26 protein-coding genes and 2 tRNA genes are annotated in these 21,879 nt (G+C 41.6%); 8 read left to right on the top strand and 20 right to left on the bottom strand.

What is annotated here, in order from left to right; all coding sequences use genetic code 11:
• On the bottom strand, window positions 1-302 hold a 302-nt coding region (locus FN732_RS07930; RefSeq protein WP_142933554.1), incomplete at its 3' end, for a helix-turn-helix domain-containing protein.
• A 135-nt stretch (window positions 303-437) separates the two neighbouring features.
• Between FN732_RS07930 and FN732_RS07925 the strand changes: the two genes are divergently transcribed.
• Window positions 438-513: transfer RNA gene (locus FN732_RS07925), tRNA-Val, on the top strand.
• Window positions 514-518: 5 nt separating this feature from the next.
• Window positions 519-597, top strand: a tRNA-Asp gene (locus FN732_RS07920).
• A 4-nt stretch (window positions 598-601) separates the two neighbouring features.
• Here the strand turns inward: FN732_RS07920 and FN732_RS07915 are convergent.
• From FN732_RS07915 to FN732_RS07885, 8 genes are read right to left on the bottom strand one after another with little or no spacing between them, the layout of a single operon-like run.
• Window positions 602-1,015 carry a 23S rRNA (pseudouridine(1915)-N(3))-methyltransferase RlmH gene (locus tag FN732_RS07915; protein ID WP_142936029.1) on the bottom strand — a complete coding sequence of 138 codons (414 nt, stop codon included), beginning with the start codon at window positions 1,013-1,015 and terminating at the stop codon, window positions 602-604.
• Window positions 1,012-1,380: a ribosome silencing factor gene (rsfS, locus tag FN732_RS07910; RefSeq protein WP_142936028.1), complete on the bottom strand. Its 369-nt coding sequence runs from the start codon at window positions 1,378-1,380 to the stop codon at window positions 1,012-1,014. The genes FN732_RS07915 and rsfS overlap by 4 nt, the downstream gene beginning before the upstream one ends.
• Before the next feature lie 9 nt (window positions 1,381-1,389).
• On the bottom strand, window positions 1,390-2,340 hold the full coding sequence (locus FN732_RS07905) for an outer membrane protein assembly factor BamD (protein WP_142936027.1): 951 nt from the start codon (window positions 2,338-2,340) through the stop codon (window positions 1,390-1,392).
• A gap of 26 nt (window positions 2,341-2,366) precedes the next feature.
• Entirely contained in the window at window positions 2,367-3,263 is an 897-nt protein-coding gene (locus FN732_RS07900; protein ID WP_281279917.1) for a ribonuclease E/G, read from the bottom strand.
• The gene (locus tag FN732_RS09815) at window positions 3,248-3,877 is read right to left on the bottom strand and encodes a ribonuclease E/G (RefSeq protein ID WP_281279916.1); all 630 of its coding nucleotides are present in this window, start codon (window positions 3,875-3,877) and stop codon (window positions 3,248-3,250) included. The genes FN732_RS07900 and FN732_RS09815 overlap by 16 nt, the downstream gene beginning before the upstream one ends.
• On the bottom strand, window positions 3,843-6,266 hold the full coding sequence (locus FN732_RS07895; protein WP_246051361.1) for a TIGR03960 family B12-binding radical SAM protein: 2,424 nt from the start codon (window positions 6,264-6,266) through the stop codon (window positions 3,843-3,845). The genes FN732_RS09815 and FN732_RS07895 overlap by 35 nt, the downstream gene beginning before the upstream one ends.
• Window positions 6,226-6,753 (bottom strand): hypothetical protein, encoded by a 528-nt coding sequence (locus FN732_RS07890; protein ID WP_142936026.1) that lies wholly within the window; start codon window positions 6,751-6,753, stop codon window positions 6,226-6,228. Before FN732_RS07890 ends, FN732_RS07895 begins: the two co-directional genes overlap by 41 nt.
• On the bottom strand, window positions 6,668-7,081 hold the full coding sequence (locus FN732_RS07885; protein ID WP_142936025.1) for a hypothetical protein: 414 nt from the start codon (window positions 7,079-7,081) through the stop codon (window positions 6,668-6,670). Before FN732_RS07885 ends, FN732_RS07890 begins: the two co-directional genes overlap by 86 nt.
• A gap of 53 nt (window positions 7,082-7,134) precedes the next feature.
• Between FN732_RS07885 and lepB the strand changes: the two genes are divergently transcribed.
• Entirely contained in the window at window positions 7,135-7,779 is a 645-nt protein-coding gene (gene lepB / locus FN732_RS07880; protein WP_142936024.1) for a signal peptidase I, read from the top strand.
• A 237-nt stretch (window positions 7,780-8,016) separates the two neighbouring features.
• Here the strand turns inward: lepB and FN732_RS07875 are convergent, their stop codons facing one another.
• The 6 genes from FN732_RS07875 to FN732_RS07850 form a co-directional block, all read right to left on the bottom strand.
• Complete coding sequence (locus tag FN732_RS07875) at window positions 8,017-8,472, bottom strand: hypothetical protein (RefSeq protein ID WP_142936023.1); 456 nt, start codon at window positions 8,470-8,472, stop codon at window positions 8,017-8,019.
• Window positions 8,472-9,374 (bottom strand): quinolinate synthase NadA, encoded by a 903-nt coding sequence (nadA, locus tag FN732_RS07870; protein WP_246051360.1) that lies wholly within the window; start codon window positions 9,372-9,374, stop codon window positions 8,472-8,474. The genes FN732_RS07875 and nadA overlap by 1 nt, the downstream gene beginning before the upstream one ends.
• Window positions 9,375-9,376: 2 nt before the next feature.
• Window positions 9,377-10,933: a glutamine-hydrolyzing GMP synthase gene (guaA, locus tag FN732_RS07865; RefSeq protein ID WP_142936021.1), complete on the bottom strand. Its 1,557-nt coding sequence runs from the start codon at window positions 10,931-10,933 to the stop codon at window positions 9,377-9,379.
• 143 nt (window positions 10,934-11,076) lie between these two features.
• Window positions 11,077-11,757: a hypothetical protein gene (locus tag FN732_RS07860; RefSeq protein WP_142936020.1), complete on the bottom strand. Its 681-nt coding sequence runs from the start codon at window positions 11,755-11,757 to the stop codon at window positions 11,077-11,079.
• The gene (locus FN732_RS07855; RefSeq protein WP_142936019.1) at window positions 11,747-12,097 is read right to left on the bottom strand and encodes a hypothetical protein; all 351 of its coding nucleotides are present in this window, start codon (window positions 12,095-12,097) and stop codon (window positions 11,747-11,749) included. The genes FN732_RS07860 and FN732_RS07855 overlap by 11 nt, the downstream gene beginning before the upstream one ends.
• Window positions 12,078-12,485, bottom strand: coding sequence for a hypothetical protein (locus FN732_RS07850; protein WP_142936018.1), 408 nt, complete (start codon window positions 12,483-12,485; stop codon window positions 12,078-12,080). Before FN732_RS07850 ends, FN732_RS07855 begins: the two co-directional genes overlap by 20 nt.
• A 43-nt stretch (window positions 12,486-12,528) precedes the next feature.
• Between FN732_RS07850 and FN732_RS07845 the strand changes: the two genes are divergently transcribed.
• The 3 genes from FN732_RS07845 to FN732_RS07835 are packed head-to-tail and all read left to right on the top strand — an operon-like array spanning window position 12,529 to window position 15,064.
• Window positions 12,529-13,131 carry a purine nucleoside phosphorylase YfiH/LACC1 family protein gene (locus FN732_RS07845; protein WP_142936017.1) on the top strand — a complete coding sequence of 201 codons (603 nt, stop codon included), beginning with the start codon at window positions 12,529-12,531 and terminating at the stop codon, window positions 13,129-13,131.
• A complete protein-coding gene (dprA, locus tag FN732_RS07840; RefSeq protein ID WP_142936016.1) occupies window positions 13,131-14,132 on the top strand; it encodes a DNA-processing protein DprA in 1,002 nt (333 codons plus the stop codon). Before FN732_RS07845 ends, dprA begins: the two co-directional genes overlap by 1 nt.
• Window positions 14,126-15,064: an SAM-dependent methyltransferase gene (locus FN732_RS07835; protein ID WP_142936015.1), complete on the top strand. Its 939-nt coding sequence runs from the start codon at window positions 14,126-14,128 to the stop codon at window positions 15,062-15,064. Before dprA ends, FN732_RS07835 begins: the two co-directional genes overlap by 7 nt.
• Here the strand turns inward: FN732_RS07835 and FN732_RS07830 are convergent.
• The 5 genes from FN732_RS07830 to FN732_RS07810 all read right to left on the bottom strand — a co-directional run bounded on the left by FN732_RS07830 (window position 15,024) and on the right by FN732_RS07810 (window position 20,041).
• Window positions 15,024-15,764 carry an OmpA/MotB family protein gene (locus FN732_RS07830; RefSeq protein WP_142936014.1) on the bottom strand — a complete coding sequence of 247 codons (741 nt, stop codon included), beginning with the start codon at window positions 15,762-15,764 and terminating at the stop codon, window positions 15,024-15,026. The two genes, FN732_RS07835 and FN732_RS07830, sit on opposite strands and share 41 nt — an antisense overlap.
• A 7-nt stretch (window positions 15,765-15,771) precedes the next feature.
• Complete coding sequence (locus FN732_RS07825) at window positions 15,772-16,473, bottom strand: OmpA/MotB family protein (protein ID WP_142936013.1); 702 nt, start codon at window positions 16,471-16,473, stop codon at window positions 15,772-15,774.
• Entirely contained in the window at window positions 16,474-17,235 is a 762-nt protein-coding gene (locus FN732_RS07820; RefSeq protein ID WP_142936012.1) for a motility protein A, read from the bottom strand.
• 91 nt (window positions 17,236-17,326) lie between these two features.
• On the bottom strand, window positions 17,327-18,766 hold the full coding sequence (locus FN732_RS07815; protein WP_142936011.1) for a porin: 1,440 nt from the start codon (window positions 18,764-18,766) through the stop codon (window positions 17,327-17,329).
• A 12-nt stretch (window positions 18,767-18,778) separates the two neighbouring features.
• Window positions 18,779-20,041: a phenylacetate--CoA ligase family protein gene (locus FN732_RS07810; RefSeq protein ID WP_142936010.1), complete on the bottom strand. Its 1,263-nt coding sequence runs from the start codon at window positions 20,039-20,041 to the stop codon at window positions 18,779-18,781.
• Window positions 20,042-20,120: 79 nt separating this feature from the next.
• Here FN732_RS07810 and FN732_RS07805 point away from each other — a divergent pair, with 79 nt between their 5' ends.
• Together FN732_RS07805 and FN732_RS07800 are read left to right on the top strand one after the other, a co-directional pair.
• Entirely contained in the window at window positions 20,121-21,419 is a 1,299-nt protein-coding gene (locus tag FN732_RS07805; protein WP_142936009.1) for a phenylacetate--CoA ligase family protein, read from the top strand.
• A gap of 9 nt (window positions 21,420-21,428) precedes the next feature.
• Entirely contained in the window at window positions 21,429-21,872 is a 444-nt protein-coding gene (locus FN732_RS07800) for an ACT domain-containing protein (RefSeq protein WP_142936008.1), read from the top strand.
• Window positions 21,873-21,879: the final 7 nt, after the last annotated feature.

Raw genomic sequence — 21,879 nt, 5'->3', positions numbered from 1 at the left:
ATCTGAGGTTGTCTTACTCTGTGGGGTCTTTTGTTTCTGTCTTTGAGGCCTTCTAAACCGTACTTTTTGTATCTATTTTTCCATTTGTAGAAGGTAGTTGGACTTATTCCGAAGTATCTGCAGGTTAGTCTTGCATTTTGGTGTTTTTCGTAGTGTTGAATCCATTTAAGTCTTTTTCTCACGTTTGGGTCTTTTGTTAGGTCGAGTTTGGTTTTGATTTTCGTTCCTCTTTTGATTGTTTTTTTGAAGGGTGTATTTGATATGTGCAGGGATGTTCCTTTGAATTTCTTTAATTGTTTCATTGGTGGACACCTCCTTTTGTTGGAGTTCAAATCTTATTTTAGGGTGTCCACCTTCTTTCTGAACTTCAACAACAACACAAACAACACCCTCTTGACAATAAAATCAATGTAGCCTATATTTCCAAAACACCGATTGGGCGGATAGCTCAGCTGGGAGAGCGCCAGCCTTACAAGCTGGAGGTCACAGGTTCGATCCCTGTTCCGCCCACCACTTTAGGGGACGTAGTTCAGTTCTGGTTAGAACGCCGGCCTGTCACGCCGGAGGTCGCGGGTTCGAGTCCCGTCGTCCCCGCCACTTATTAATCCCTGTGGTATGGTGAACCTCTTATAATCTCCAATCCTCTGTAAATCTGTTCGAGTAAAACCAACCTTGCTATATCGTGCTGTAGTGTCAGTTTTGACAGGGAAAGTATAAAGTTTCCTCTTTTCTTAAGATTTTCAGAAATTCCGTCGGCGCCTCCAACCACAAAGGTTATGTACGAATTTCTTAGTAGGAGCCCCGAAAATTCCCTCGAGGTTAGTTCCTTTCCCCTCTCGTCCAAAATAACTAAAAAGCCTTTGATTTTTTCCTCTAATCTTTTTCCTTCCTCTTCGACCGATTTTCCCTTTTTAACTTCAATTAACTCGAGATTGCGAATTTTCCTAATGTAATGTTCCTGAGCTTCTCTCAGGAATGGAGCTATTCTTCCTACAGCCAACAGTCTTATTTTCATTGAACGGTTTCTTCAGATAAAAGTTCCTCAACGTTTATTCTTGGAGCATCCATCCAGAGGGACTCCAAGTTGTAGAGCTCCCTAATTTCAGGTTTAAATATGTGAACTACAACATCTCCGTAGTCAAGGAGTATCCAATTGGCATTGTCGTAACCTTCAACATTTATAGGGTTAACTCCCCTTTCCTTCAATTCTTTTTTAATTTCATCGGCTATTGTTCTTGCATGAACGTCAGAGTTAGCTGTAAGTATCAGAAAGAAATCTGCAAGGGACGTTAATTCCCTTAAGTCAAGAACTATTGGTTCTTCTGCCTTCTTATCAAGAGCTTTTTTTAGGGCTATTTTCAACTTCTCTAAACTTTCCAATTTACCTCCCTAAAGCGTTTCCTTTATTTTCCACCAGATTGAGTGTTTTATAGGGTTCTCAACAGGTTCAACCTCTAAGTGTTTCTTTCCTGAGAGAATCTCCTCCGCCTTCTTAGCATACTTTGAGTTTGGATAGTTTTTTTTAACTTTTCTCAAAATTCCCTTCCCGATTTCCCTGTTCTTTCTCCCGGTTTCCTTCCAGTCCTCTATATCCTTTTCTATTAGTTTTATTCTATTCTCTGCAACCTTTTTTTCCTCGGGGTCACTACTTTTCAACCTTCCCCTTTCCTGTTTTAGACTCCTTTTTAACCTGTCAATCTCTTCCTTCGATTGAATGGGAGTATAGTAGTATGCCCTTCCAATTAGATATTCGATTCTATCCATAGGTTCAACATCGGAAAACTTTTCTTTTACCTTTCTATATCTCTGTATCGAGGCTGTAAATTTTCTTAACATATCGTAGGTCCCGGCTATATAAACTTCATGCTCCGCCAGTACCTTTTTTGCCAGTTTCCTATACTCTCTTGCCTTTTCCACACGGGGGTCATCGGGGTAGTTTTCCATAAATTTCTTAAATGTTCTGTAAGCCCTCTGGGCAAATTCAACATCCCACTGTGGACCCTTTATTAGATTGAGGTAACATACACCAAGCCTAAAGAGAGCATCCTTTGCTTTTGGGGATGCAGGATAGAGCTCCAAAAATTCCTCGTAGTTCAGCGCTGCATTTTCGTAATTTCCCTCGTTAAAGTAGGCATCAGCAAGGGTTAATTTTGCAATCTCCTTTTCCTTTGGAGGAAGTTCCCCCTCTAAAGCCTTTTCAAGGAGAGTGGAGCTCTTTCCCCAGTCCTCTTCAAGGGCTGCTTTTATCCCTTTCCTGTACTGCTCCTGAGAGGTTCTTGGTATCCTCTCACAAGAGGTAATGAAAACTATTAGAAAAAGACAGGTAATTACCCTCTTCATACTTAAACTCCTCCCTCTGAATTATATCAGCAGTGGGCAACTGTAAACTTCTCAATGTGGTAGCTTTCTACAGGTACTATTCTCATTTCAACTCCAAAAGTTTCTGAAATTTTGTCAAATATTTCCTTCTCATCGTTTTCCAATTTTTCAGAAACTAAAGGATGAACGTAAATTCTTATCAGATTAATGTTGCTCTTTCTCTTTAGAAGGAATAGGACCTCTCTCTCCACCTCAAAGGCTACAGTTTCCGGGGATTTCACTCTACCTTTTCCCTCACAATAGGGGCATGTAGTGGTAAGCGTTTTTCCCAGACTCATTTTTACCCGCTTCCTCGTCATTTCAACGAGGCCTAAGTCTGACATGCTCACAATTTTTGTTCTTGCCCTATCTTTCTTGAGCTCATTTTCCAACGTTTCAAGGAGAAGCTTTTTGTTTTCCTCGCTCTTCATATCTATAAAGTCAATAACTACTATTCCTCCAATGTCCCTCAATCTGAGCTGTCTCGCAATCTCCCTTGCTGCCCTCAGGTTAACGTCCAAGGCCGTTTCCTCTAAGGTTTTTGCCTTTTTAAATTTGCCGCTGTTAACGTCTATTGAAACTAAGGCCTCCGTTTCGTCGATTACTATGTATCCTCCTCCTGAAAGGTAAACTTTCCTCGATAGGGCCTTCCCTATGGAATTCTCTATATGGAACTTTTCAAAGAGGGGAACCTCTCCCTTATAGAGCTTTATTCTCCCTGCAAGTTTAGGGATGAAGGCCTTTGCAAATGAAACAGCTCTTTCGTACTCTAACTGTGAATCAATAAGTACTTCGGATATATCCTCAGTAAGCAAGTCCCTCAGTGTTTTAGGAACTATATCTAAATCCTGGTAGAGACAGGATGGAGGAGGCTTTTTCTCAGCTTTTTCTAAAAGACCTCCCATACCTTTAACAGATAGAGGAGGTCCTTTTTGAGCTCCTTCTCAGATGCTCCCTCTGCTGCAGTTCTTACTATTATTCCGTAATTTTCCGGCTTTATTCTGTGGGCAATCTCCTTTAATCTCTTTCTCTCCTCTTCATCGGAGATTCTCCTTGAAATTCCTACCCTGTTAACCGTCGGGAGGAGAACCAAGTAGTGTCCCGGAATTGTTAAGTTGGTTGTTACTCTTGGCCCCTTTGTTCCAATGGGTTCCTTGGAAACCTGAACCAGAATCTCCTGACCCTCCGACAGAACCCCCTCAATGGGAGGGAGCTCTATATCAACCGTTTCCTCCTCAAAGAATTCATCCTCATCAAATTCAATGTTTATAGCATCCCTTACGTAGAGAAAAGCCTTTTTCCCCACTCCTATTTCAACAAAGGCAGCTTGAACGGCAGGAACAATTTTTAAGACTCTGCCTTTGTAGATGTTTCCAACTATTCCCCTCTTTCCCTTTCTCTCAACGTAGAACTCGACTAACTCCCCGTCTTCCAATACCGCAATCCTTACCTCTTTTGTGAGGGCATTTATTAAAATCTGTTTTTTATTTGAAAAGTTCTTCTCTAACAACCTCTGCACTGCTTAAATCAACCTCCAGATATTTCAAAATTTCCTTTATGTTCGCCGTTTTACCGTTTGTTACCTTTAAGGTAACAACAATCTCTCCATCAGATTCGATTAACTCTTTGATGTGTTCTGACAGGCTTCCGTTTTTTAGACTGTCAATTTTATAATCCTTGTAGGGTTTTATCCTGTATGTAACCTCATTGATAGAACTTGAAATTGTTCCTTTTGGTTCAACATCTACCCACCTTTTAAACCTCAGTCCCTCCGGTAGAAAATCCCTCGACTTCTCTAAGAATTCATCAAAGTTATAACCTTCATCCGAGAGCTCCACCTCAACAATTTCTCCTAACCCCTCAACTCCTACAGGAAGGCCAAAGAGGATGTTCATCCGTGGATGGGGGTTGAAACCCTGAGAGTACCTAAGTGGAACCCCAAACCTCCTGAAAGTTCTTGTAAAGGCCCTTGTTAGGTCTAAAAGAGACAGGTACTTTGCCGGGCCAACCTTTTCAAAAATAAGGGCCACTTTTCTCTTTAATGGAAATTCTCTCTTTGGTTTAGGAGGAACAGAGAACTCAATCCTTTCAGGAATGGGGTAGTTTTTTAAATTCCTAATTTGCTCAGGAGTACAAGCTCCACAGGCATGGCAACCTACAATTCTACAGTCTGGAGTCCACTCCTCCTTCCTTGCCCTTTCTAACTCCCTGAGGAGAAACTCCTTCGTTACAACTCCCTCTATAAAGTCCCAGGGGAGCTCCTCCTCAGTTTCCCTTCCTCCAAGCTCCCTTTCTAAATCGATACCACTTTTTTCGAATGCCCTTTCCCACTTTTCCCAGTCAAAGTACTCCTTCCACTCGTCAAGCTGTACCCCCTCATCGTGGGCTTTTAAGAGGAGATTTCCTACATCCTCCCCTCCCCTTGTTAATAGGGCCTCTATGATAGACTGTCTGTAGTCGTGGAACCTGAGCTTAAACTGTTTCGGCGACTTCTTCTTAATAAACTCAACCTTTTCCCTTACCTCGTCCCTATCTGCAAATGGCTCCCACTGAAAGGGAGTAAAGGGCTTTGGAACAAAAATGGAGATACCCGCCGCTAAGTGTTTTCTTCCCCTGTACCTTTTTCCTATTTTATAGACCTGCCAGAGCATATCTACCAGCGCCTCAATGTCCTCTTCCCTCTCAAAGGGAAGACCTATCATAAAGTAAAGCTTAATTCTGTTCCATCCCCTTGAAAAGAGTCCTTCAACTGCTATGAAGAGGTCTTCGTTTGTTAAATCCTTGTTTATTATTCTCCTTAGCCTGTCTGAGCCAACTTCTGGGGCCAGTGTAAAACCTGTCTTTTTAACCTGCATAATCTGAGAGGCCAAATCTGGATTGAACCCCTTAACTCTCATTGATGGAAGTGAAAGGGAAATCACCTCCCTGTAGCAGACCTCCATTACCTTTGGAACAAGTTGATTGAAGCGGCTGTGATCAGATATTGAAAGTGCACTAAGGGATGCCTCCTCGTATCCTGTATTTCTGTAGGTTTTTACTAAAAGCTCTTTTACTAAGTTTTCATCCCTTTCTCTGTAAGGCCTGTATATGTATCCAGCCTGACAGAACCTGCATCCCCTTAAGCAACCCCTTGCAGCTTCAATTGATATTCTGTCCTGGCTCGTTTCAACTACGGGAACTGGAGGAGAGGTTGGGAAAGAACCCTTAGAAACGCCAGTAAATACCGCCTTTTTTACGGGATACCTACCAAACTTTGGAACCCAAACTCCCTCAATGTTTCTTATTTCCCTGAGGAAGTCCTCCTTTTTTCCTCCCTCTCTTTTTACCTCTCTGAAAACCTCCGCTACTTTAACTAACGTCTCCTCTCCATCTCCGATTGAGAAGAAATCGATGAATGGGGATAGTGGAATAGGGTTGTAGACGCAGGGACCTCCTGCAAAGACTATCGGAACGTCCTCTAAGTTCTCCCTTTCCTGCCTTAGAAGGGGAATCCCTGCAAGCTTCATCATTTGAAGTGCATTCGTGTATGTAAGCTCCGATGAGAATGAGAGTCCCCACAGGTCGTAATCCCTTACAGGTCTCTGTCCCTCAATGGTGTAGAGAGGGATTTTCCTCCTTATCATAAACTCCTGCATGTCGGGCCTTGGAAGGTAGGCCCTGTGCATAAGGGCAAAGTCTGTTAAGTTGTTGATTATGTAGTAGAGAATCTTTCCACCTATGTGGGAAGTCCCAACCTCGTAAAGGTCTGGATAGGAGAGGACAAACCTGACCTCCCTTTCGCTAAAGGACGGAGCTCCCATATTTAGCTCTAAGGGTAGGTAAACTGCAGGTTTTTTTACCGAGTAGAGCTCCCTTAAATCTTCGCTGTTAAAAATCGTTGAAGTCGTCAAAGAATTGGTTATCCTCAATAAATTCGTCCTCCTGCGGGTGTTCATTTTCACTGGTATCTAATTTATTGTCCGATTCATGGCTGTGAGAGAACTGGGAGATTTCAGAGGATAAAATCTCCGCCAGGATAAGTGAGGATGCCGTTCCAAGTACTACTGGAAGCCAGGGAATGGAGAGTTCTGGGTACCCTTCTCCTTTTACAAATAACTTCGAGAGCTCCTCCTTCCTTACAGGAATTTCGTAGTAGGAGTTTGATGTTCTCAATTTCAGAATGTAGGTATTATCAGTTTCCTTTTTGAAGGAGAGCTCCTTTATCTCTTCTTTCCTCCAGAATCTGAATTCTCCTTCTCTAAAAAAGGATACTCCGTCTTCGGAAAGCAGAACTACAGTTCCGTCTAACCCCTTAATTTCAATGCTCTGTTCATTTCCTTTTCTTCCCCTCTGTATCGACGGAAAAACGAGGAGAACGAGAATCAAAAAGAGTATCAGGAAGAGAAGTATTCCCATCCATCACCTCGCAGAACCTGTAGAATTGGTTTAGGAGCCCTAACCACAGCCCTTTTCTGTCGGAGCTCTTGAATCCAAAATTCTCTATAAATGAAAAATAGCCTTCTGACGGCATTCCCGTAGACTTACTTACTACTACCGAACCAGGAAATACACCGAAGTTTTCATAGAACTCATAACAGACTTGTCTGATGTATCTTGAAACAGAAATGGGATGAACTATGTACCTTCCAAATTGGAAGTTGATTTCCTCAGACAGTTTCCCGTAGGTTATCAGTTTCTTACTCCTTCCCGTTCTAATCAATATTTGAGCGATTTGACCGAGCAACCTATTCCCCCATGGGAGTATAATTCCAGAAAATTTTGTACCTGGAGCAGGATATGAAGGAAAATAAGCTTTTAGAAAACTTAAAATCCCTTGTAGTTGCTTTAATTCTTGCTTTAATTATAAGAACTTTTATAGTTCAGTCCTTTCACATACCATCAGGTTCAATGATTCCAACTTTGCTTGTAGGTGACTTTATTTTAGTGGATAAGATTACTTACCACTTCAGGGAGCCCGATAGGGGAGATGTAGTTGTTTTCCACTTTCCTTTGAATGAGGATGTTTACTACATTAAGAGAATAATCGGTATTCCGGGGGATAAAATTCAGGTTATTGATGGAAAACTCTACATTAACGGCAAGCCCTGTAAGTATCAACCTGCAGGTAATTTTTCCTACTGGGAAAAGGGACGAAAGTTTACAGGCAAACTCTACTACGAGTACTTACCACGGAAGGAAGGCGGTGAGAAGAAACACTTTATACTGAAAACCGGTATTCAGGGGGACAATACTCAGGTTTTCGTAGTTCCCAAGAATAAGTACTTTATGATGGGTGATAACAGAAACAACAGTTACGATAGTAGATACTGGGGTTTTGTTGATAGAAGTAAGATTGTGGGAATTGCAAGAATCATATTTTTCTCTTGGGATTCACACAAACACCTTCCGAGATTTAACAGAATATTTCACTTAGTTAACTAAATTTCACTATTTTTACATTTTTACTCTTCTTTGAACAGCTACTATGAATTGATATGTAAGAAAGGCAAATAAGATTGTATGATGCTCGTATGTTTAAAATTTCCGTTAACTATATCGTGATTACTTAATGTCCTTTTATAGTAGCTATCATTGATTTTAAGACAATTATTAGTTTAAAGTTTTTCAGCCCCATACATTTTTCTAAGTTTCCAACATCACAATCCTTTTTTTCCCATTCTATTTTCCCTTCACAACTTGAACGGGAATTCTCTTTCTAACAAATACCTTCATAAACTGCTGAAACTTTGAGGTTAGCCCCTCCTGCCTTGTTATAAGTCCAAAGAGCAAATCCTCGTCTCCCTTTACTCTAAAGTAAAAACTGTAAGTGTAGAGGAGCCAGCTCTTTTTGTACCCGGCAGCTGCGGCTTCTACTTTGTTCCACTCAATTTTTCTTACCAAATTCTTCCTAAAGTCTCTAACCTCTAAAAACTTGGGAGTTAGAGTAAGTTCGTAATTTTTCAGAAAAGGCCTTGACTGCCAAACAACAACTCCAGCAAAGATAACAGCAACTAATCCTAATATTAGGTTAATTGGAAATGAGAGAAAGAGAGCTCCAACCAAAAACAGTAAATCAAAGGTTAGGGGAACAGCAAAGAAGATTAAGTTCTGCTTAAATTCTAATCTCTTCTCCATTATTTAACCTCCAGCATTCTGAGGAGAGCTCCCTCCGCTCTCTTTGCAACCTCTGGGTCAACAGAAACCTCAAACTGTTCCCTTTCAAGGGCCTTCAACAACCTCTCCGGAGTTATCATCTTCATCTGGTCGCAGATAAACTCGCTGTAAGCAGGAATGAACGCAACGTCAGGTCTGAGCTTTTTAAGCTGGTGAATCGTTCCCCTCTCCGTTCCAACAATTACCTTTTTAGCACTCGTCTCCTTTACAAACCTGACAATTTGAGACGTACTTCCAATGAAGTCTGCCAAATCCCTTACTTCCTTTCTACACTCAGGGTGGACTACTAAGGGAGCTCCGGGATTTTCCTCCTTTCTCCTCCTTACATCCTCTACTGTCAACTTCTGGTGAATCGGACAGTAACCGTTCCAAACCCTTATTTCTTTACCCTTAACCTTTTCAGCAACGTAACTTCCAAGGTTTTTATCGGGAACAAACAGGATTTTCTCGTTCTCCAAACTCTCAACCACTTTAACTGCATTTGCAGAAGTACAGCAGATGTCTGAAACTGCCTTAACATCTACAGAGCTGTTAACGTAAGTAACTACTGCGTATTCAGGATTCTCCCTCTTAAACTCCTCAATTTCCTCAACAATTGCCATATCCGCCATTAAACAGCCGGCCTTGTAGTAGGGGATTAGAACCTTTTTCTCAGGATTTAAGACCTTTGCCGTTTCCGCCATAAAGTAAACACCGCAAAAAACAATTATTTCACAGTCAACTTCCCTTGCCTTCCTTGCAAGTTCCAATGAGTCCCCAACGAAATCTGCAACGTCCTGAATGAGGCCATCAACGTAGTAGTGGGCTAAGATAACCGCGTTTTTCTCCCTCTTTAACTTCTCTATCTGAGCAGTAAACTCCATTTCTACTCCCATTCAATCGTTCCTGGAGGTTTTGAAGTTATATCGTAAACGACCCTATTTACTCCCTCAACCTCGTTGATAATCCTGTTTGAGATTCTCTCAAGGAGGTCGTAGGGAAGCTTTACCCAGTCGGCTGTCATTCCGTCTGTACTCTCAACAGCCCTTACTGCAATCACGTAGTCGTACGTTCTAACATCTCCCATTACACCAACAGTCTGGATTGGAAGGAAGACGGCAAAGGACTGCCAAATCTTGTCGTAAAGTCCTGCCCTCTTTATCTCCTCTAAGACTATTGCATCGGCCTCCCTCAGGATTTTAAGGTATTCTGGCTTAACCTCACCGATTATCCTTATTGCAAGACCAGGACCTGGAAACGGCTGCCTCTTAATAATTTCATCTGGAAGTCCCAACTTCCTTCCAAGCTCTCTTACCTCATCCTTAAAGAGCTCCCTAAGTGGCTCAATAAGCTTAAAGTTAAGCCTTTCAGGAAGTCCCCCAACGTTGTGGTGGGATTTTATTGTTGCAGAAGGACCCTTTACAGAAACGCTCTCTATTACATCGGGGTAGAGTGTTCCCTGTGCCAGGAACTCTGCGTTTGGAATCTCCTTTGCAGCCCTTTCAAAGACCTCTATAAACGTGTGGCCTATTATCTTTCTCTTTTCCTCCGGGTCTGTTACTCCCTTTAACCTCTCAAGGAAAATATCTGATGCATCAATTACCCTAAAGTTTTTCATGTGAAACTTCTCTTTAAAAGTCCTCTCAACAGACTCCCTCTCCCCCTTCCTCAAGAGTCCTGTATCAACAAAGATGGGGTAGAGCTGGTCACCAATTGCCCTGTGGAGGAGTGCTGCAACTACTGAGGAGTCAACTCCCCCAGAGAGCGCACATATTACGTTTTTATCCCCAACAGTCTCCCTTATCTTTTTAATCTCGTACTCTATAAAGTTTTCCATCGTCCAGTTTTGCTCAGCGCCACAAATTCTAACCGCAAAATTCTCAAGTATCCTGTCCCCGTACTGGGTGTGCTTTACCTCGGGATGGAACTGAACGCCGAATATTTTTCTTCCCTTGTTTCTAATTGCTGCGTACGGAGCATTTTCAGTTTTTGCTATCGGTTCAAAGTTCTCAGGAATCTTTAAAACCCTATCACCGTGGCTCATCCAAACTGTAAACTTTTCAGGAAGTCCGTAGAAGAGGTCTGAGCTGTCAAGTACCTGGAGCTCCGCTCTTCCGTATTCGTGCTTTTCAGCCCTTACTACCTCTCCGCCAAAGAGGTAAGTAATTAACTGCATTCCGTAGCAGATTCCTAAGACAGGAACTCCCAATTCAAAAATTTCCCTGCTAATTTTTGGGGAATCGGGAGCATATACGCTTGCAGGTCCTCCAGATAGAATGATTCCCTTTGGTTTAAACTCCTTTATTTTCTCGATGGAAATGTTGAAAGGATGTATTTCACAGTAGATGTGCTTTTCCCTCAGCCTCCTCGCAATCAGCTGAGTGTATTGGGAACCGAAGTCTAAGATGAGAATTTTGCTCTCGTGAATGTCCTTTGCTGCCATAGTTTCTCCTCTATTTAAAGTTTCTTAATGACAAAGTACAGAAATACCAACGATACGGATAACCCTAAAATAAATATAAGAATTAGTTCAACAAGTTTTGAATCCATTTGAGAAGCTCCAAAATTTTGAGAGGGATTTTAACATTATAGAAGTTTTGCTTTAAGTTCCTCCCGTCCTAAAACTTTTACTCTTTTAAATCCGTAGAACCTCAAAACCAACCTCACGTACTCGCAGCCACTTCTTCCATCAAGCCCCGTCACAAAGGTTACCACTTTCTTTCCATTTTCACACTCTTTAGGAAGGTCGTTTAAAAAGTGAAGTTTACTCCCCCTCTTCGACCTTTTTGAAAGTGGGTCTCTCCACTGCCTCACCATGTTTGCCTTACATTCGTGAAGCTCCAAAGTTTCCTTTCCCGAGAAGGCGACATCAATCTCCTTCTCCGAGAGCTTTTTCTTTCCCTTATAAACCCTGCACTGGTTAATCCTCCTGTATCTCCCATTAAACGTAAAGGGCCCCAATTTTGAAACTAAAACCTCTAAAAAGTCTCCCCTCTCCTTATCCGATTTTGAAAAGAACCCCTTCAAAATTTTCAAAATTACCTCTGTATCTCTGTAGCTCAAAACCCCCAACTCTAAACTGTCTCTAACTGCCAAAAATACCCTCTCACTCCTGACTTTCTGAGAATCTGTCGGCCTGAAGCTGTTGACAACTTCGGCAAGAACCGAAAAGGCTTTAGGGTTTTTCCTCAAAAACTTTAAGAATTCCTCAATCTCCTTTGACTCTATCGAGGAAATCCTCTTTCCATTCCTACAGCTACAGCTCACGTTTGACTTCCCTCACAACTATTCCCGATTTTAAAAGGTAGAGTGGGAGAAATGAGAGGAGCTCCGAAACCCTCTCCTTTTCAACCTTTTTAAGAATTGTTTTTCTTCTAACCTTAGTTTTTTTAGAAAGTCCTGTTAGGTTTACAAACCTGACGTTTGCAATTTGGCCACTCTCACCTGTTATAGAGCCACTTATTTCAACAACAACCTTTGGGTTTTCCTCTTCTTTCAAAAATTCAGAGGATATTTTCAGATTTAGACTAAACTCTTCCGTTTTACTTGAAAAATTGGGGTCGACAAAGACTTCCTGGAGAATCCACCTACTTGAAATCTCTTCCATCGTTCTCCCCTAAGATTTCTAAAACGTCGGTTAAGTAGTCTATAGACGATGTTGCCCAAACCTTCAGTTCTATTTCCTTCTCGCTACCAGAACTTAAAGCCCACTCTAACCTCTGGAAAATCCTGTAAAAAGCGTTGTAAATGGCTTTCCTTTTCACAAGAGGAGCTCCATCCAACTTTAAAAATTCCCTTTTAAGCTTTTTCAACTTCCTACTTCCCTTCCTTCTAAAGAACTCATTAATGGCCCTATTCGTTACTCTACTACTATCTAAACCCTTGAGGTTTTCCTTCAAAGTCTCCTCAAACTTCTCAAAGAGCTCCGAAGGTTTGAAGAGGTAGAGAGGAGGGAAGCTCCTCCTTTTTATTGTTACTTTTAACCTTACTTCCATCTTGATATAAAATTCTACAATAACGAACAAGGAGTTATTTGGTTTGAACTACGAAATTTTTATTTCTGAAAAGCCTCAGGATGGAAGGGAGATAAAGGAGATAAAGGGCATACCGGTTGTAACTCCCGTTCAGGTTCATGGAGGAGAGGTCTCCTTTGTAGCTTCTGTTCCAACCGTTCCACCGATTTCAGATGGACTAATTACAGACTCCAAGAAAATATGGATAGGGGTTTTAACAGCAGACTGTCTTCCAATATTCCTCGTAGGAGAAGGAGCTGTTGGAGTTGTCCATGCCGGCTGGAGAGGAACGTTAAAGGGAATTGCCTTTAACGCAGCTTCATACATGAGCAAGTTTACAAGGGTAAAAAAGGCCATTTTAGGTGTTTCTATCTGCGGTGGATGCTACGAGGTGAGGTCGGACGTGAGGAATTCCTTCTCAAAAGAGTACTCAAGTTGCTTTACCGAAGTTGGGGATGGAAAGCTTCTCTTCGACCTGAAGTGTGCAAACAGAGTTCAGCTTAAAGCTGCCGGCGTGGAGGTTATAGAGGACTTGAACTTCTGTACAATCTGTAACAACGATAGATTTTTCTCCTATAGAAAGGAAAAAACGAAAAAGAGAACACTATCTGCCATAAGGCTTCTTTGATGGAGAGATTGTTAGCTGTTGCTCTGCAGTTTAAAAAGGGTATCGGTTTTCACAGGGCAAGGAGGTTAATCGAGAAGTACGGTTCCTTAGAGGAGGGAATAAAGGAAGAAGTTCCGGATTTAAGTAGTGAATTAAAACTTGCAGAGGAAGAAATCAAAAAAGCTGAAAGATTGGGAATTGAAATAGTTCCCTTTTTCTCTAACGAGTATCCCAAAAAGCTCCTTGACCTCCAGCAACCTCCCATGGTCCTCTACATAAGGGGGCGTTTAAACGTTGAAAAGTCGGTTGCTATTGTAGGCTCGAGAAAGTGTTCCTCCTACGGTAGAACCGTTGCCTACAGACTTGGAAAGTACCTTTCAGATTTAGGAGTTACTGTTGTCAGTGGACTGGCTTTGGGAATTGATACATCTGCCCATAGGGGAGCTCTCTCCTCGGGAAATACTATTGCTGTTTTGGGAAGTTCCGTTGACCTTATCTATCCCTTAGAAAACAGGAGTTTGGGAGAGAAGATAGTAGAAAACGGAGGAGGAATAGTTTCCGAATTTCCGCTTGGAACAAAGCCTAAGAGAGAATACTTCCCAAGGAGAAACAGAATTGTTGCAGGCCTTTCAGACTGTGTGATTGTTGTTGAGGCAGCCGAAAGGAGTGGAACTTTTATAACAGTTAACTATGCCTTGGACTTGGGGAGGGACGTTTGGGCTGTTCCGGGAAATATTGACTCCCCTTTCAGTAGGGGAACTAACAGGCTGATAAAGGAGGGAGCTCTTCCACTAACCGAGTTTTCTGAAATTGCAGAGTTCTTCTCAATTAAAGAGAGTCAAAAAATAGAGGTTCCTGAGAGATTGGAGGAAATCTACAAAATACTTCTTAAAAAGCCGTCAACCATAGATGGCCTTGTTGAGGAGACAGGGAAGAGCCTTTCCGAAATCTCCTCTATTCTCTTAGAACTTGAAGTTTTAGGCCTTTTAATCAGGGACGGAGGAGTTTATCGGGTATGCTGAAAAAGATTGTTGTGAAAGAGATTAGAAAGAGCGGATTTATAACCTTTGACAGGTTTGTAGAGCTCTCCCTATACCACCCTGAATTTGGGTACTACACCAAAAAGAGAGTAAAAAACGTTTTGGGTGAGGATTTTATTACAGCTCCTGAACTCACTTCAGCATTTGGTAAGGTTTTAGCTTTTTATATTAAGAAAAAATACCAGGAACTTAAATTACCTTTAAGAATCTTAGAGCTTGGAGGAGGAAAGGGATTTCTAATTAAGGATATAACCGACTCTATTTCTGTTGACAAGTACACTGTTCTTGAAGTAAGGGAGAAACCCAACTGGATAGATGGAGTTAACTGGATTAGTAGCCTTTCCGATTTAGGGGAGTTTTCAGGCTTTATAGTCGCAAACGAATTTTTTGATGCCTTTCCGTTTAAGAGAATTGTGAAGAGGGGGAAAAAGCACTACGAAGTTGTTGTAACAGAGGATAGAGGATTTTTGAAGGAAGAATTGATTGAGTTTGAGGGAGAGGTTCCCTGCAGTTTAAACGAAGGGGAGGAGTATCCCCTATTTATGTGGAAGGATTTTTTATGGGAGCTCTCAGAAAAGATAAAGAGGGCTTACTTAATTGTTTTTGATTACGGGAATAGCTGTGGAGAGCTCTCATTTCGAGCATACCGAAGTAACAGACTGGTCAACGATTACTTAGAGAAAATCGGTGAAACGGACCTGACTGCCTCTGTTGACTTTACCTATTTGAGGAGTCTTTTAGAGAAGGTTGGTTTTAAATTTGTTTCCTTAAAGCCTCAGAGCTCCTTTCTCTTAGAAAATGGAATTGAGAGATTTCTAAAGCCATCGGACGTTCCTGCTGCTTTAACCCTCCTTGTTGATATGGGTAGAAAATTTAAGGTTTTGGAGGTTTTGAAGGAAGTTTCTCCTTTTTAATAACTTCCTCTTTCTTCTCCTTTTCTTCCTTTGGTACTGCTACTTTTATGTATATTTCAACTCTTCTATTTCTTGCCTGTAAAATGGGGTTGTTCCACGTATAAAGGGGTCTTGTTGCATCGTAACCAACTGCTTCCAGTTTCGAAGGGTCGACTCCTCTCGAAGCTAAATATCTAACAACGGTTGTTGCCCTTCTTATGGAAAGGTCCCAGCTGTCTTCGATATCTGGTATTGGTGCCGTAGGTTCATCCTTACTTGTATGTCCTTCAACAACAACTAAATAGTTTCCAGGTAAGTTTTTAATGATTTCTGCTAATTTGTTAAGAGTTTCCTTAGCTTCTTTAGTCAATTTAAGGGAATTTTCCTCGAATAAAACCCTGTTGAATAATCTCACCATTACATAGTTATCCGTAGTTACTATTTGGTATCCAGAGATTGGTAGAATCCTTTTAATTATTTTTTTTATCTTCTTTGCTAAGTCTGTAGTGTATATTTTGATAGGTTTAACTATCGATATTTGCTCAAAGGATTTTGCTTTTTCACCTTGAAAGTACGAAAGGAACTTCATCGCTTTTGTTACATCTAAAGTTGACATTGAGTAGAGAAGAATGAAAAACGTGAGGAGGAGGGACATTAAATCGCTAAAACTCGTAAGCCATGCTGGAACCGATTTACACTCTTCCTTCTTTTCCCTAGGCATATTTCTCCTACATAGGAAGATGGATTACTATTTCTACTCTTCTATTTTTAGCCCTTCCTTCAGGTGTATTGTTAGGAGCTATGGGTCTGTAAGGGCCACAACCTGCTGCTGAAAGTTTCTTAGGGTCATAACCACACTGGATAAACAACCTTAGTATAGTTGTTGCTCTTGCTGCTGAGAGCTCCCAGTTAGAAGGAAATCTCTTACTTCTAATAGGAACATTGTCGGTATGCCCTTCTATTGTTAAAGGTAAATCCAACTCCTTTAGTTTTCTACACATTTCCATTATCAATGGAATTGCTTCAGGATAAGGTTTATCCTCTCCAGGAGGAAAGAGCTTATCCGTGTTTACTCTTAACCTAATACTCGTTCCATACTTTGATACTTCAGATTGTATTCCAAATTTTTGGAGCATCTGTCTTATTTCAGAGAGTTTACTCTCTATTTCCTTACGACTTCTCATTTTTGGATACATGCCAGGAAACTGAATGGGAACTCTCTTTCCCTGGATAACCCTTTCTTCATATATAACGTAGTGACCTCCAAATGCCTCAATTATTCCTTTTATCGCTTGATAGAACTTTTCAAGGGAAATTGTTGACATTGAGTAAAGAAGAATGAAAAAGGTAAGAAGAAGGGACATTAAATCACCAAAACTTGTAAGCCATGCTGGAGGAGCTTTACACTCCTCCTTCTTTTTTCTTGCCATTTATTCCTCTTTTACTTCAACTCCAAATAGACCTGCGAGTTTTTGCTTTAAAATGTTTGGATTTATTCCTTTTTCAATTGCCTCTGCTGTTAAAATGTAAGCTTCCAAGAAAAGAAGTTTTAGGTCTTTGTAGTACTTAAGTTTCTTTGCTACAGGAATGCAAAGAGTATTCGCCAAAATAGCACCGTAAAGCGTTGTAATCATAGCAACTGCCATACCAGGTCCAAGAGCCGAAGGGTCGGAGAGGTTTTGAAGCATCTGGATAAGACCTATCAATGTTCCTATCATTCCAAATGCTGGGAATAAATCTCCTAAGGCTTCCCAAACAGCAACTTCAGTTGATAGTTTTTGGTCTACTTGAGCCATAGAATTTTCTGCAGTACTCCTTATTTCCTCTATTTCCAGACCATCAATGAGCATTCTCATTATGTTTCCAAGGAATGGGTCTTTTGAGTAAAACTGGTCAATATCCGATTCTAAGGCCAATATACCCTCTTTACGGGCTTTCTTTGCAATTTCTGTCAAGAAGTTTACCGTTTCTAAAGGGTCTCCCACGGTGGGTTTGATTGTTTTTAAAATTGCCTTTAGTCCACCTATAAACTCACCTAAAGGGTATCCAGCAAGGCCGGCAGCAAGACCACCGCCAACTGTAATGAGGAGGGAAGGAATGTTTATAAAGGCTCCAGGACTCCCACCTATCACTATTGAAGCAATAATGAGGAGATAGGCAGCGCCTATTCCTATTAGGGTTGCTATGTCCATACTAACCTTCCTTTTGTAGGGACTCTAAGTATGATTTTCGGTAAATAGGAGAAATTCTTTAACAAAAGGGGGAGAGTTCCCCCACTTAAATTTAGAAAAAGTAGAGAATACTTCCCTGGAATCTGTTAACGGTTCCATCCCCGTACTTTGTTCCTATGTAGTCTTCATCCGGATAGTCTGTTTCAACTCTTAAGTACTCCCCCATAAGGCCTATAGATGGTGTTAACTTATAAAACAGGTTTGTGTAGTACATAGTATTTTTAAGCCTTGCCATAACTGCATACTTCCCGTTGTACTTTAAATCGTCGTTGTCAGGGTTATCAACACCAGCTCCAATTCTCCAGACGAGCCTTGGAGAGAACTTTGTAGTTAACTCTATCCATCCACCTTCAGCATCAATTTCTTTAGCATCTATTGGATAACCGTACTTCTTAGTGTCTAACTTCGTATCAAACTTACCGCCGTTGTAGATAAATAGAACTCCCTGACCAACTCCTCCTGTGTACCACTTATCCAAATTTCTTCCCTTCCAGATTTTCCCAGATAGTTCGAACATTCCATATCCAAGTTTATACTCCAAACCGTAGGAGTAAGAATCGAGGTCTTTGTTTCCTCCATCGGCAAGGTCAACCTGCTCCCTTCCTACGTGTCCAATTGCTCCGATGTGGAACTTTAAGCCATTTAAGTTAGTATCGTACGTAATTCTTCCCTGTAGGTCAGGAAGTCCTGAATCTGAACCTGTATCAAACCAAGGTGTATCAGTTTCTCCAAATTCCTTATCAAGAGCAGTTTGAATCGTAAATTTTCCAGAATCCGTTTCAAACCACTTCGATAACCTTATTTGGGGAATGCGGTAACCGATGTTACCCATGAGGGCTCCAGAAGGGAAGTTTGAGAGGTGCGGATAGAGCTGTGTTAGGAGCATCCACTCCTGACCTGCAAGAATTGACCAACTGTCCCCTTTAAGCTGAACAAACGCTCTCCTTACTCTAACAACCTGTTTGTTGGGGTCGTTGTTCTCCCAGTCATTCGTATCTGTTCTGTAGAGGTCAAATTCAAACTTTCCAAGTATGTCGTAACCATTTTCCTTGGTTTTTATATCGAACCCAAACCTACTGTGTTTAAAGTTAATATTGAAGTCGTTATCGTTGCTGTTCCTTAAAAAGGGAAGTTTGTTGGCTAGTCCTCCCCTCACGTTTTCTGGATAGGCAAACAGGATGTAATCGGTTCCTACTGCCTTTGAATCTGAGTAGGATGCATCAATTTTGAAGTAACCGTAGAAATCAACTTTTTTTCCTGATTTACTCAAAAACGATGGAGCTCCCTTCTCCTTTCTCAAAGGAGCCTTAGTTCCCTTTAACTTCTGAATTTCCTCCCTAAGTTCTTGGTTTTCCTCCTTTACCTGTTGGAGCTCTGCCCTCATCTGTTCAACCATCTGCTTAAGCTGCTCAACTTCGTAGTCGCTGGCAGCAAACGATGGAAGTGCTGAGGAGAGTAAAAACACAGTTCCAAGAATAAGTTCCTTTCTCATAACAGACTCCCCCTATGAAAATTTCTTTACCCTAACAGCCTTTCCTTCGCTCCTCGGTATTTCTCCCCTTTTCTTAAGTGTTACCTTTATGTGAAGTCCGAGTAAGCTGTAGATTTCCTCCTCAATTCTCTCCCTTAAGAACTCATCCTGTTTATCAGATTCAATGACAACCTCAACAACATCCTTACCCTCAATTTTACCTACTATTATCTGGTAGTTCGGAAGAATTTCAGGGTGCTTCATAATAATTTCCTCAATCTGTCTTGGGTAGAAACAGACTCCCTTAACCTTAAGCATATCGTCGGTTCTTCCCTTTATTCTCTCAAGACGAACGTGGGTTCTTCCACAATCGCACCTCTCCCTTGACAGAACCTTAGTTATATCTCGGGTTCTGTACCTGATTAGAGGTAGTCCCTCTCTGGTTAACGTTGTTACAACCAATTCTCCCTCCTCCCCGTCGGGAAGGACTCTTCCTGTTTCAGGGTCAACAATTTCCACAATGTAGTGGTCCTCCCAAACGTGGATACCGTTGTGGGCTTTACAGTCAATTCCAAGCCCCACCCCTCCAGTCTCCGTCATTCCTATTATGTCAAAAGTTTCAATACCCATTTCCCTTTCAATAAAACGGCGCATTTCCTCACTCCAGGTTTCGGCCCCAAATATACCTACCCTCAGGTTGGTTTCCTTAAAGTCAAAACCCTCCTCCTTTGCAATCTCAATCAACCTTAGAGGATACGAAGCAATCCCTGCAATTGCCGTTGTTTTAAAATCCTTCAGAAACTTTAATTGCAACAGTGTTCTTCCAGGCCCTATTGGAACGACAAAACACCCTATTTTCTCTGCTCCGTAGTGGAAACCAAATCCCCCGTTGAAGAGTCCAAAGGAGGGTGTTATCTGAAGAACATCTTTATAGGTTAATCCTGCAGAGGCCAAACACCTTGCCATTATCTCTCCCCACTGTTCAACATCGTTGGGGGTGTAAGGATTAACAACTGGTGTTCCCGTTGTTCCAGATGACATGTGAAACCTAACAAATTCACACTGTTCTCCACAGGCTAAACCAAAAGGGTAATTTTTCCTTAAATCGTCCTTTGTCAGAAATGGAAAATTTTTTAAGTCATCTAAGGACTTGATATCTCCAGGCTCGGGTTTTCCTATTTTTTCCCAGTATTTTTTATTTTTTTCTTTAATTCTTTGAATCGATTTTCTTAGTCTGTCAAGTTGAATTCTCTCCAGAAGTTCTCTGTCTAGGGTTTCAAGCCTTCTTTGGAACATTTAGTCCCCCGAAAATTTAAGATAGTAGAGAAATTTTATAAAATGTTTTCACAATAAACTATTAAACAGGAGGTAGGGGATGTCCTTAAAGGACAAGGATTGTATGCCGAGGGAGGAGCTTGAGAAACTACAACTAAAAAGGTTGAAAGAAACTGTCGAAAGGGCGTACTATTTGGTCCCATTCTACAGAAAAAAATTTGACGAAAGGGGAATTAAACCGGAAGATATCAAGAGTTTGGATGACCTGAAAAAACTCCCCTTTACAACCAAGCAGGATTTGAGGGACAACTATCCCTTCGGCCTTTTTGCAGTTCCGCTGGAACAAGTTGTGAGAATTCACTCCTCATCTGGAACTACCGGAAAGCCCACAGTGGTTGGTTACACAAGGCATGATTTAGAGATTTGGACTGAGGTTATGGTAAGGACCTATCTCATGGCCGATGTTAGCGAAAAGGACGTTGTCCACAACGCTTACGGCTACGGCCTCTTTACGGGAGGGCTTGGATTTCACTACGGAGCTGAAGCAATAGGAGCCGCCGTTGTTCCGGCAAGCGGCGGATTTACAAAGAGGCAACTGATGTTGATGAAGGACTTTGGAGCTACAGTTCTGTGTTGCACTCCATCCTTTGCCCTCCACCTATCGGAAGTTGCAAAGGAAGAAGGCTACAAACTACATGAGGACTTCAAACTCAGAGCCGGATTCTTCGGAGCTGAACCGGCATCAAAGGGATTGAAGGAAAAGGTAGCCGAGGAGTGGGGAATTCAGTACGTTGAGTGTTACGGACTTTCCGAAATAATAGGTCCAGGTGTTGCTGCAAGCTGTAAACACGGTAATCTACACGTCTTCGAAGACCACTTTATTCCAGAAATTATTGACCCGGAGACTGGAGAGGTTCTCCCCGACGGAGAGGAGGGAGAGTTGGTCATAACTACCTTAACAAAACAGGCTCTTCCGATGATTAGGTACAGAACAAAGGACATTAGCGTAATTCACAGGGAGCCCTGTCCCTGTGGAAGGACGATTCTCTATATAGAGAGCATTAAGGGAAGGGCTGATGACATGCTTATTGTTAATGGAGTAAACGTATTCCCATCCCAGGTTGAGCACGTGATAACGAAGGTTGAGGGAACCACTCCAAACTACGTCATCGTTGTTGATAAGAAGGGTGTTTTGGACAAGTTGGAGGTCTGGATTGAGGTTGATGAATCAATTCTAAGGGACGGTGTTGGTACTCTTGAAAACTTGAAGAAAAAGTTGGAGGAGGAGCTCCTAAACAATCTCTACATAAATGCAAAGGTGAAATTGGTTGAGCCTAAAACTCTTGAAAGGAGTATGGGCAAGGCCAAGAGAATCGTTGACAGAAGAGAACTTCAATAGGAGGAGAGAATGAGGGGAAAGTATGCAGTAAAACAGATTTCCGTCTTTTTGGAAAACAGGAGAGGAAGATTGGTTGATGTGGCCGGAGCTCTGGCCGATGCCGATATAAACATAAGAGCTCTCTTCTTAGCAGACTCCTCAGAATTTGGAATACTGAGGCTCGTCGTTAACAACCCGGAAAAGGCAAAGGCCGTTTTGAGCAGCAAGGGATTTGCGGCAAGTGAAACGGAGGTCTTTGCCGTTGAGGTTGAGGACAAACCGGGGGGATTCTACTCCGTTGTAAAAATCTTAGCTGAGAACGAGATAGATGTAGAGTACACGTACGCTTATGCTGGAGCCCTAAACAGGGCTATTCTCTTTTTCAAAGTTCCTGACAGTGAATTAGAGAGAGCGCTTAAACTTCTCCACGAAAACGGTTTAAAACTTGTAGAGGCTGCAGAATTTTACGCTTAGGAGGGAA

The organism is Balnearium lithotrophicum (assembly GCF_900182585.1).
Taxonomy (GTDB): Bacteria; Aquificota; Aquificia; order Desulfurobacteriales; family Desulfurobacteriaceae; genus Balnearium; species Balnearium lithotrophicum.
Note: the sequence above shows the minus strand (reverse complement) of the source record. Positions and strands in the feature narration are given on the sequence as shown.

Excerpts from the sequence above, each read along its gene's own strand:
- FN732_RS07915 (WP_142936029.1), bottom strand. The coding sequence starts at position 1,015 with ATGAAAATAAGACTGTTGGCTGTAGGAAGAATAGCTCCATTCCTGAGA.
- FN732_RS07905 (WP_142936027.1), bottom strand. The coding sequence starts at position 2,340 with ATGAAGAGGGTAATTACCTGTCTTTTTCTAATAGTTTTCATTACCTCT.
- FN732_RS07900 (WP_281279917.1), bottom strand. The coding sequence starts at position 3,263 with ATGGGAGGTCTTTTAGAAAAAGCTGAGAAAAAGCCTCCTCCATCCTGT.
- FN732_RS07890 (WP_142936026.1), bottom strand. The coding sequence starts at position 6,753 with ATGGGAATACTTCTCTTCCTGATACTCTTTTTGATTCTCGTTCTCCTC.
- lepB (WP_142936024.1), top strand. The coding sequence starts at position 7,135 with ATGAAGGAAAATAAGCTTTTAGAAAACTTAAAATCCCTTGTAGTTGCT.
- FN732_RS07875 (WP_142936023.1), bottom strand. The coding sequence starts at position 8,472 with ATGGAGAAGAGATTAGAATTTAAGCAGAACTTAATCTTCTTTGCTGTT.
- nadA (WP_246051360.1), bottom strand. The coding sequence starts at position 9,374 with ATGGAGTTTACTGCTCAGATAGAGAAGTTAAAGAGGGAGAAAAACGCG.
- guaA (WP_142936021.1), bottom strand. The coding sequence starts at position 10,933 with ATGGCAGCAAAGGACATTCACGAGAGCAAAATTCTCATCTTAGACTTC.
- FN732_RS07855 (WP_142936019.1), bottom strand. The coding sequence starts at position 12,097 with ATGGAAGAGATTTCAAGTAGGTGGATTCTCCAGGAAGTCTTTGTCGAC.
- FN732_RS07850 (WP_142936018.1), bottom strand. The coding sequence starts at position 12,485 with ATGGAAGTAAGGTTAAAAGTAACAATAAAAAGGAGGAGCTTCCCTCCT.
- dprA (WP_142936016.1), top strand. The coding sequence starts at position 13,131 with ATGGAGAGATTGTTAGCTGTTGCTCTGCAGTTTAAAAAGGGTATCGGT.
- FN732_RS07835 (WP_142936015.1), top strand. The coding sequence starts at position 14,126 with ATGCTGAAAAAGATTGTTGTGAAAGAGATTAGAAAGAGCGGATTTATA.
- FN732_RS07830 (WP_142936014.1), bottom strand. The coding sequence starts at position 15,764 with ATGCCTAGGGAAAAGAAGGAAGAGTGTAAATCGGTTCCAGCATGGCTT.
- FN732_RS07825 (WP_142936013.1), bottom strand. The coding sequence starts at position 16,473 with ATGGCAAGAAAAAAGAAGGAGGAGTGTAAAGCTCCTCCAGCATGGCTT.
- FN732_RS07820 (WP_142936012.1), bottom strand. The coding sequence starts at position 17,235 with ATGGACATAGCAACCCTAATAGGAATAGGCGCTGCCTATCTCCTCATT.
- FN732_RS07815 (WP_142936011.1), bottom strand. The coding sequence starts at position 18,766 with ATGAGAAAGGAACTTATTCTTGGAACTGTGTTTTTACTCTCCTCAGCA.
- FN732_RS07810 (WP_142936010.1), bottom strand. The coding sequence starts at position 20,041 with ATGTTCCAAAGAAGGCTTGAAACCCTAGACAGAGAACTTCTGGAGAGA.
- FN732_RS07805 (WP_142936009.1), top strand. The coding sequence starts at position 20,121 with ATGTCCTTAAAGGACAAGGATTGTATGCCGAGGGAGGAGCTTGAGAAA.
- FN732_RS07800 (WP_142936008.1), top strand. The coding sequence starts at position 21,429 with ATGAGGGGAAAGTATGCAGTAAAACAGATTTCCGTCTTTTTGGAAAAC.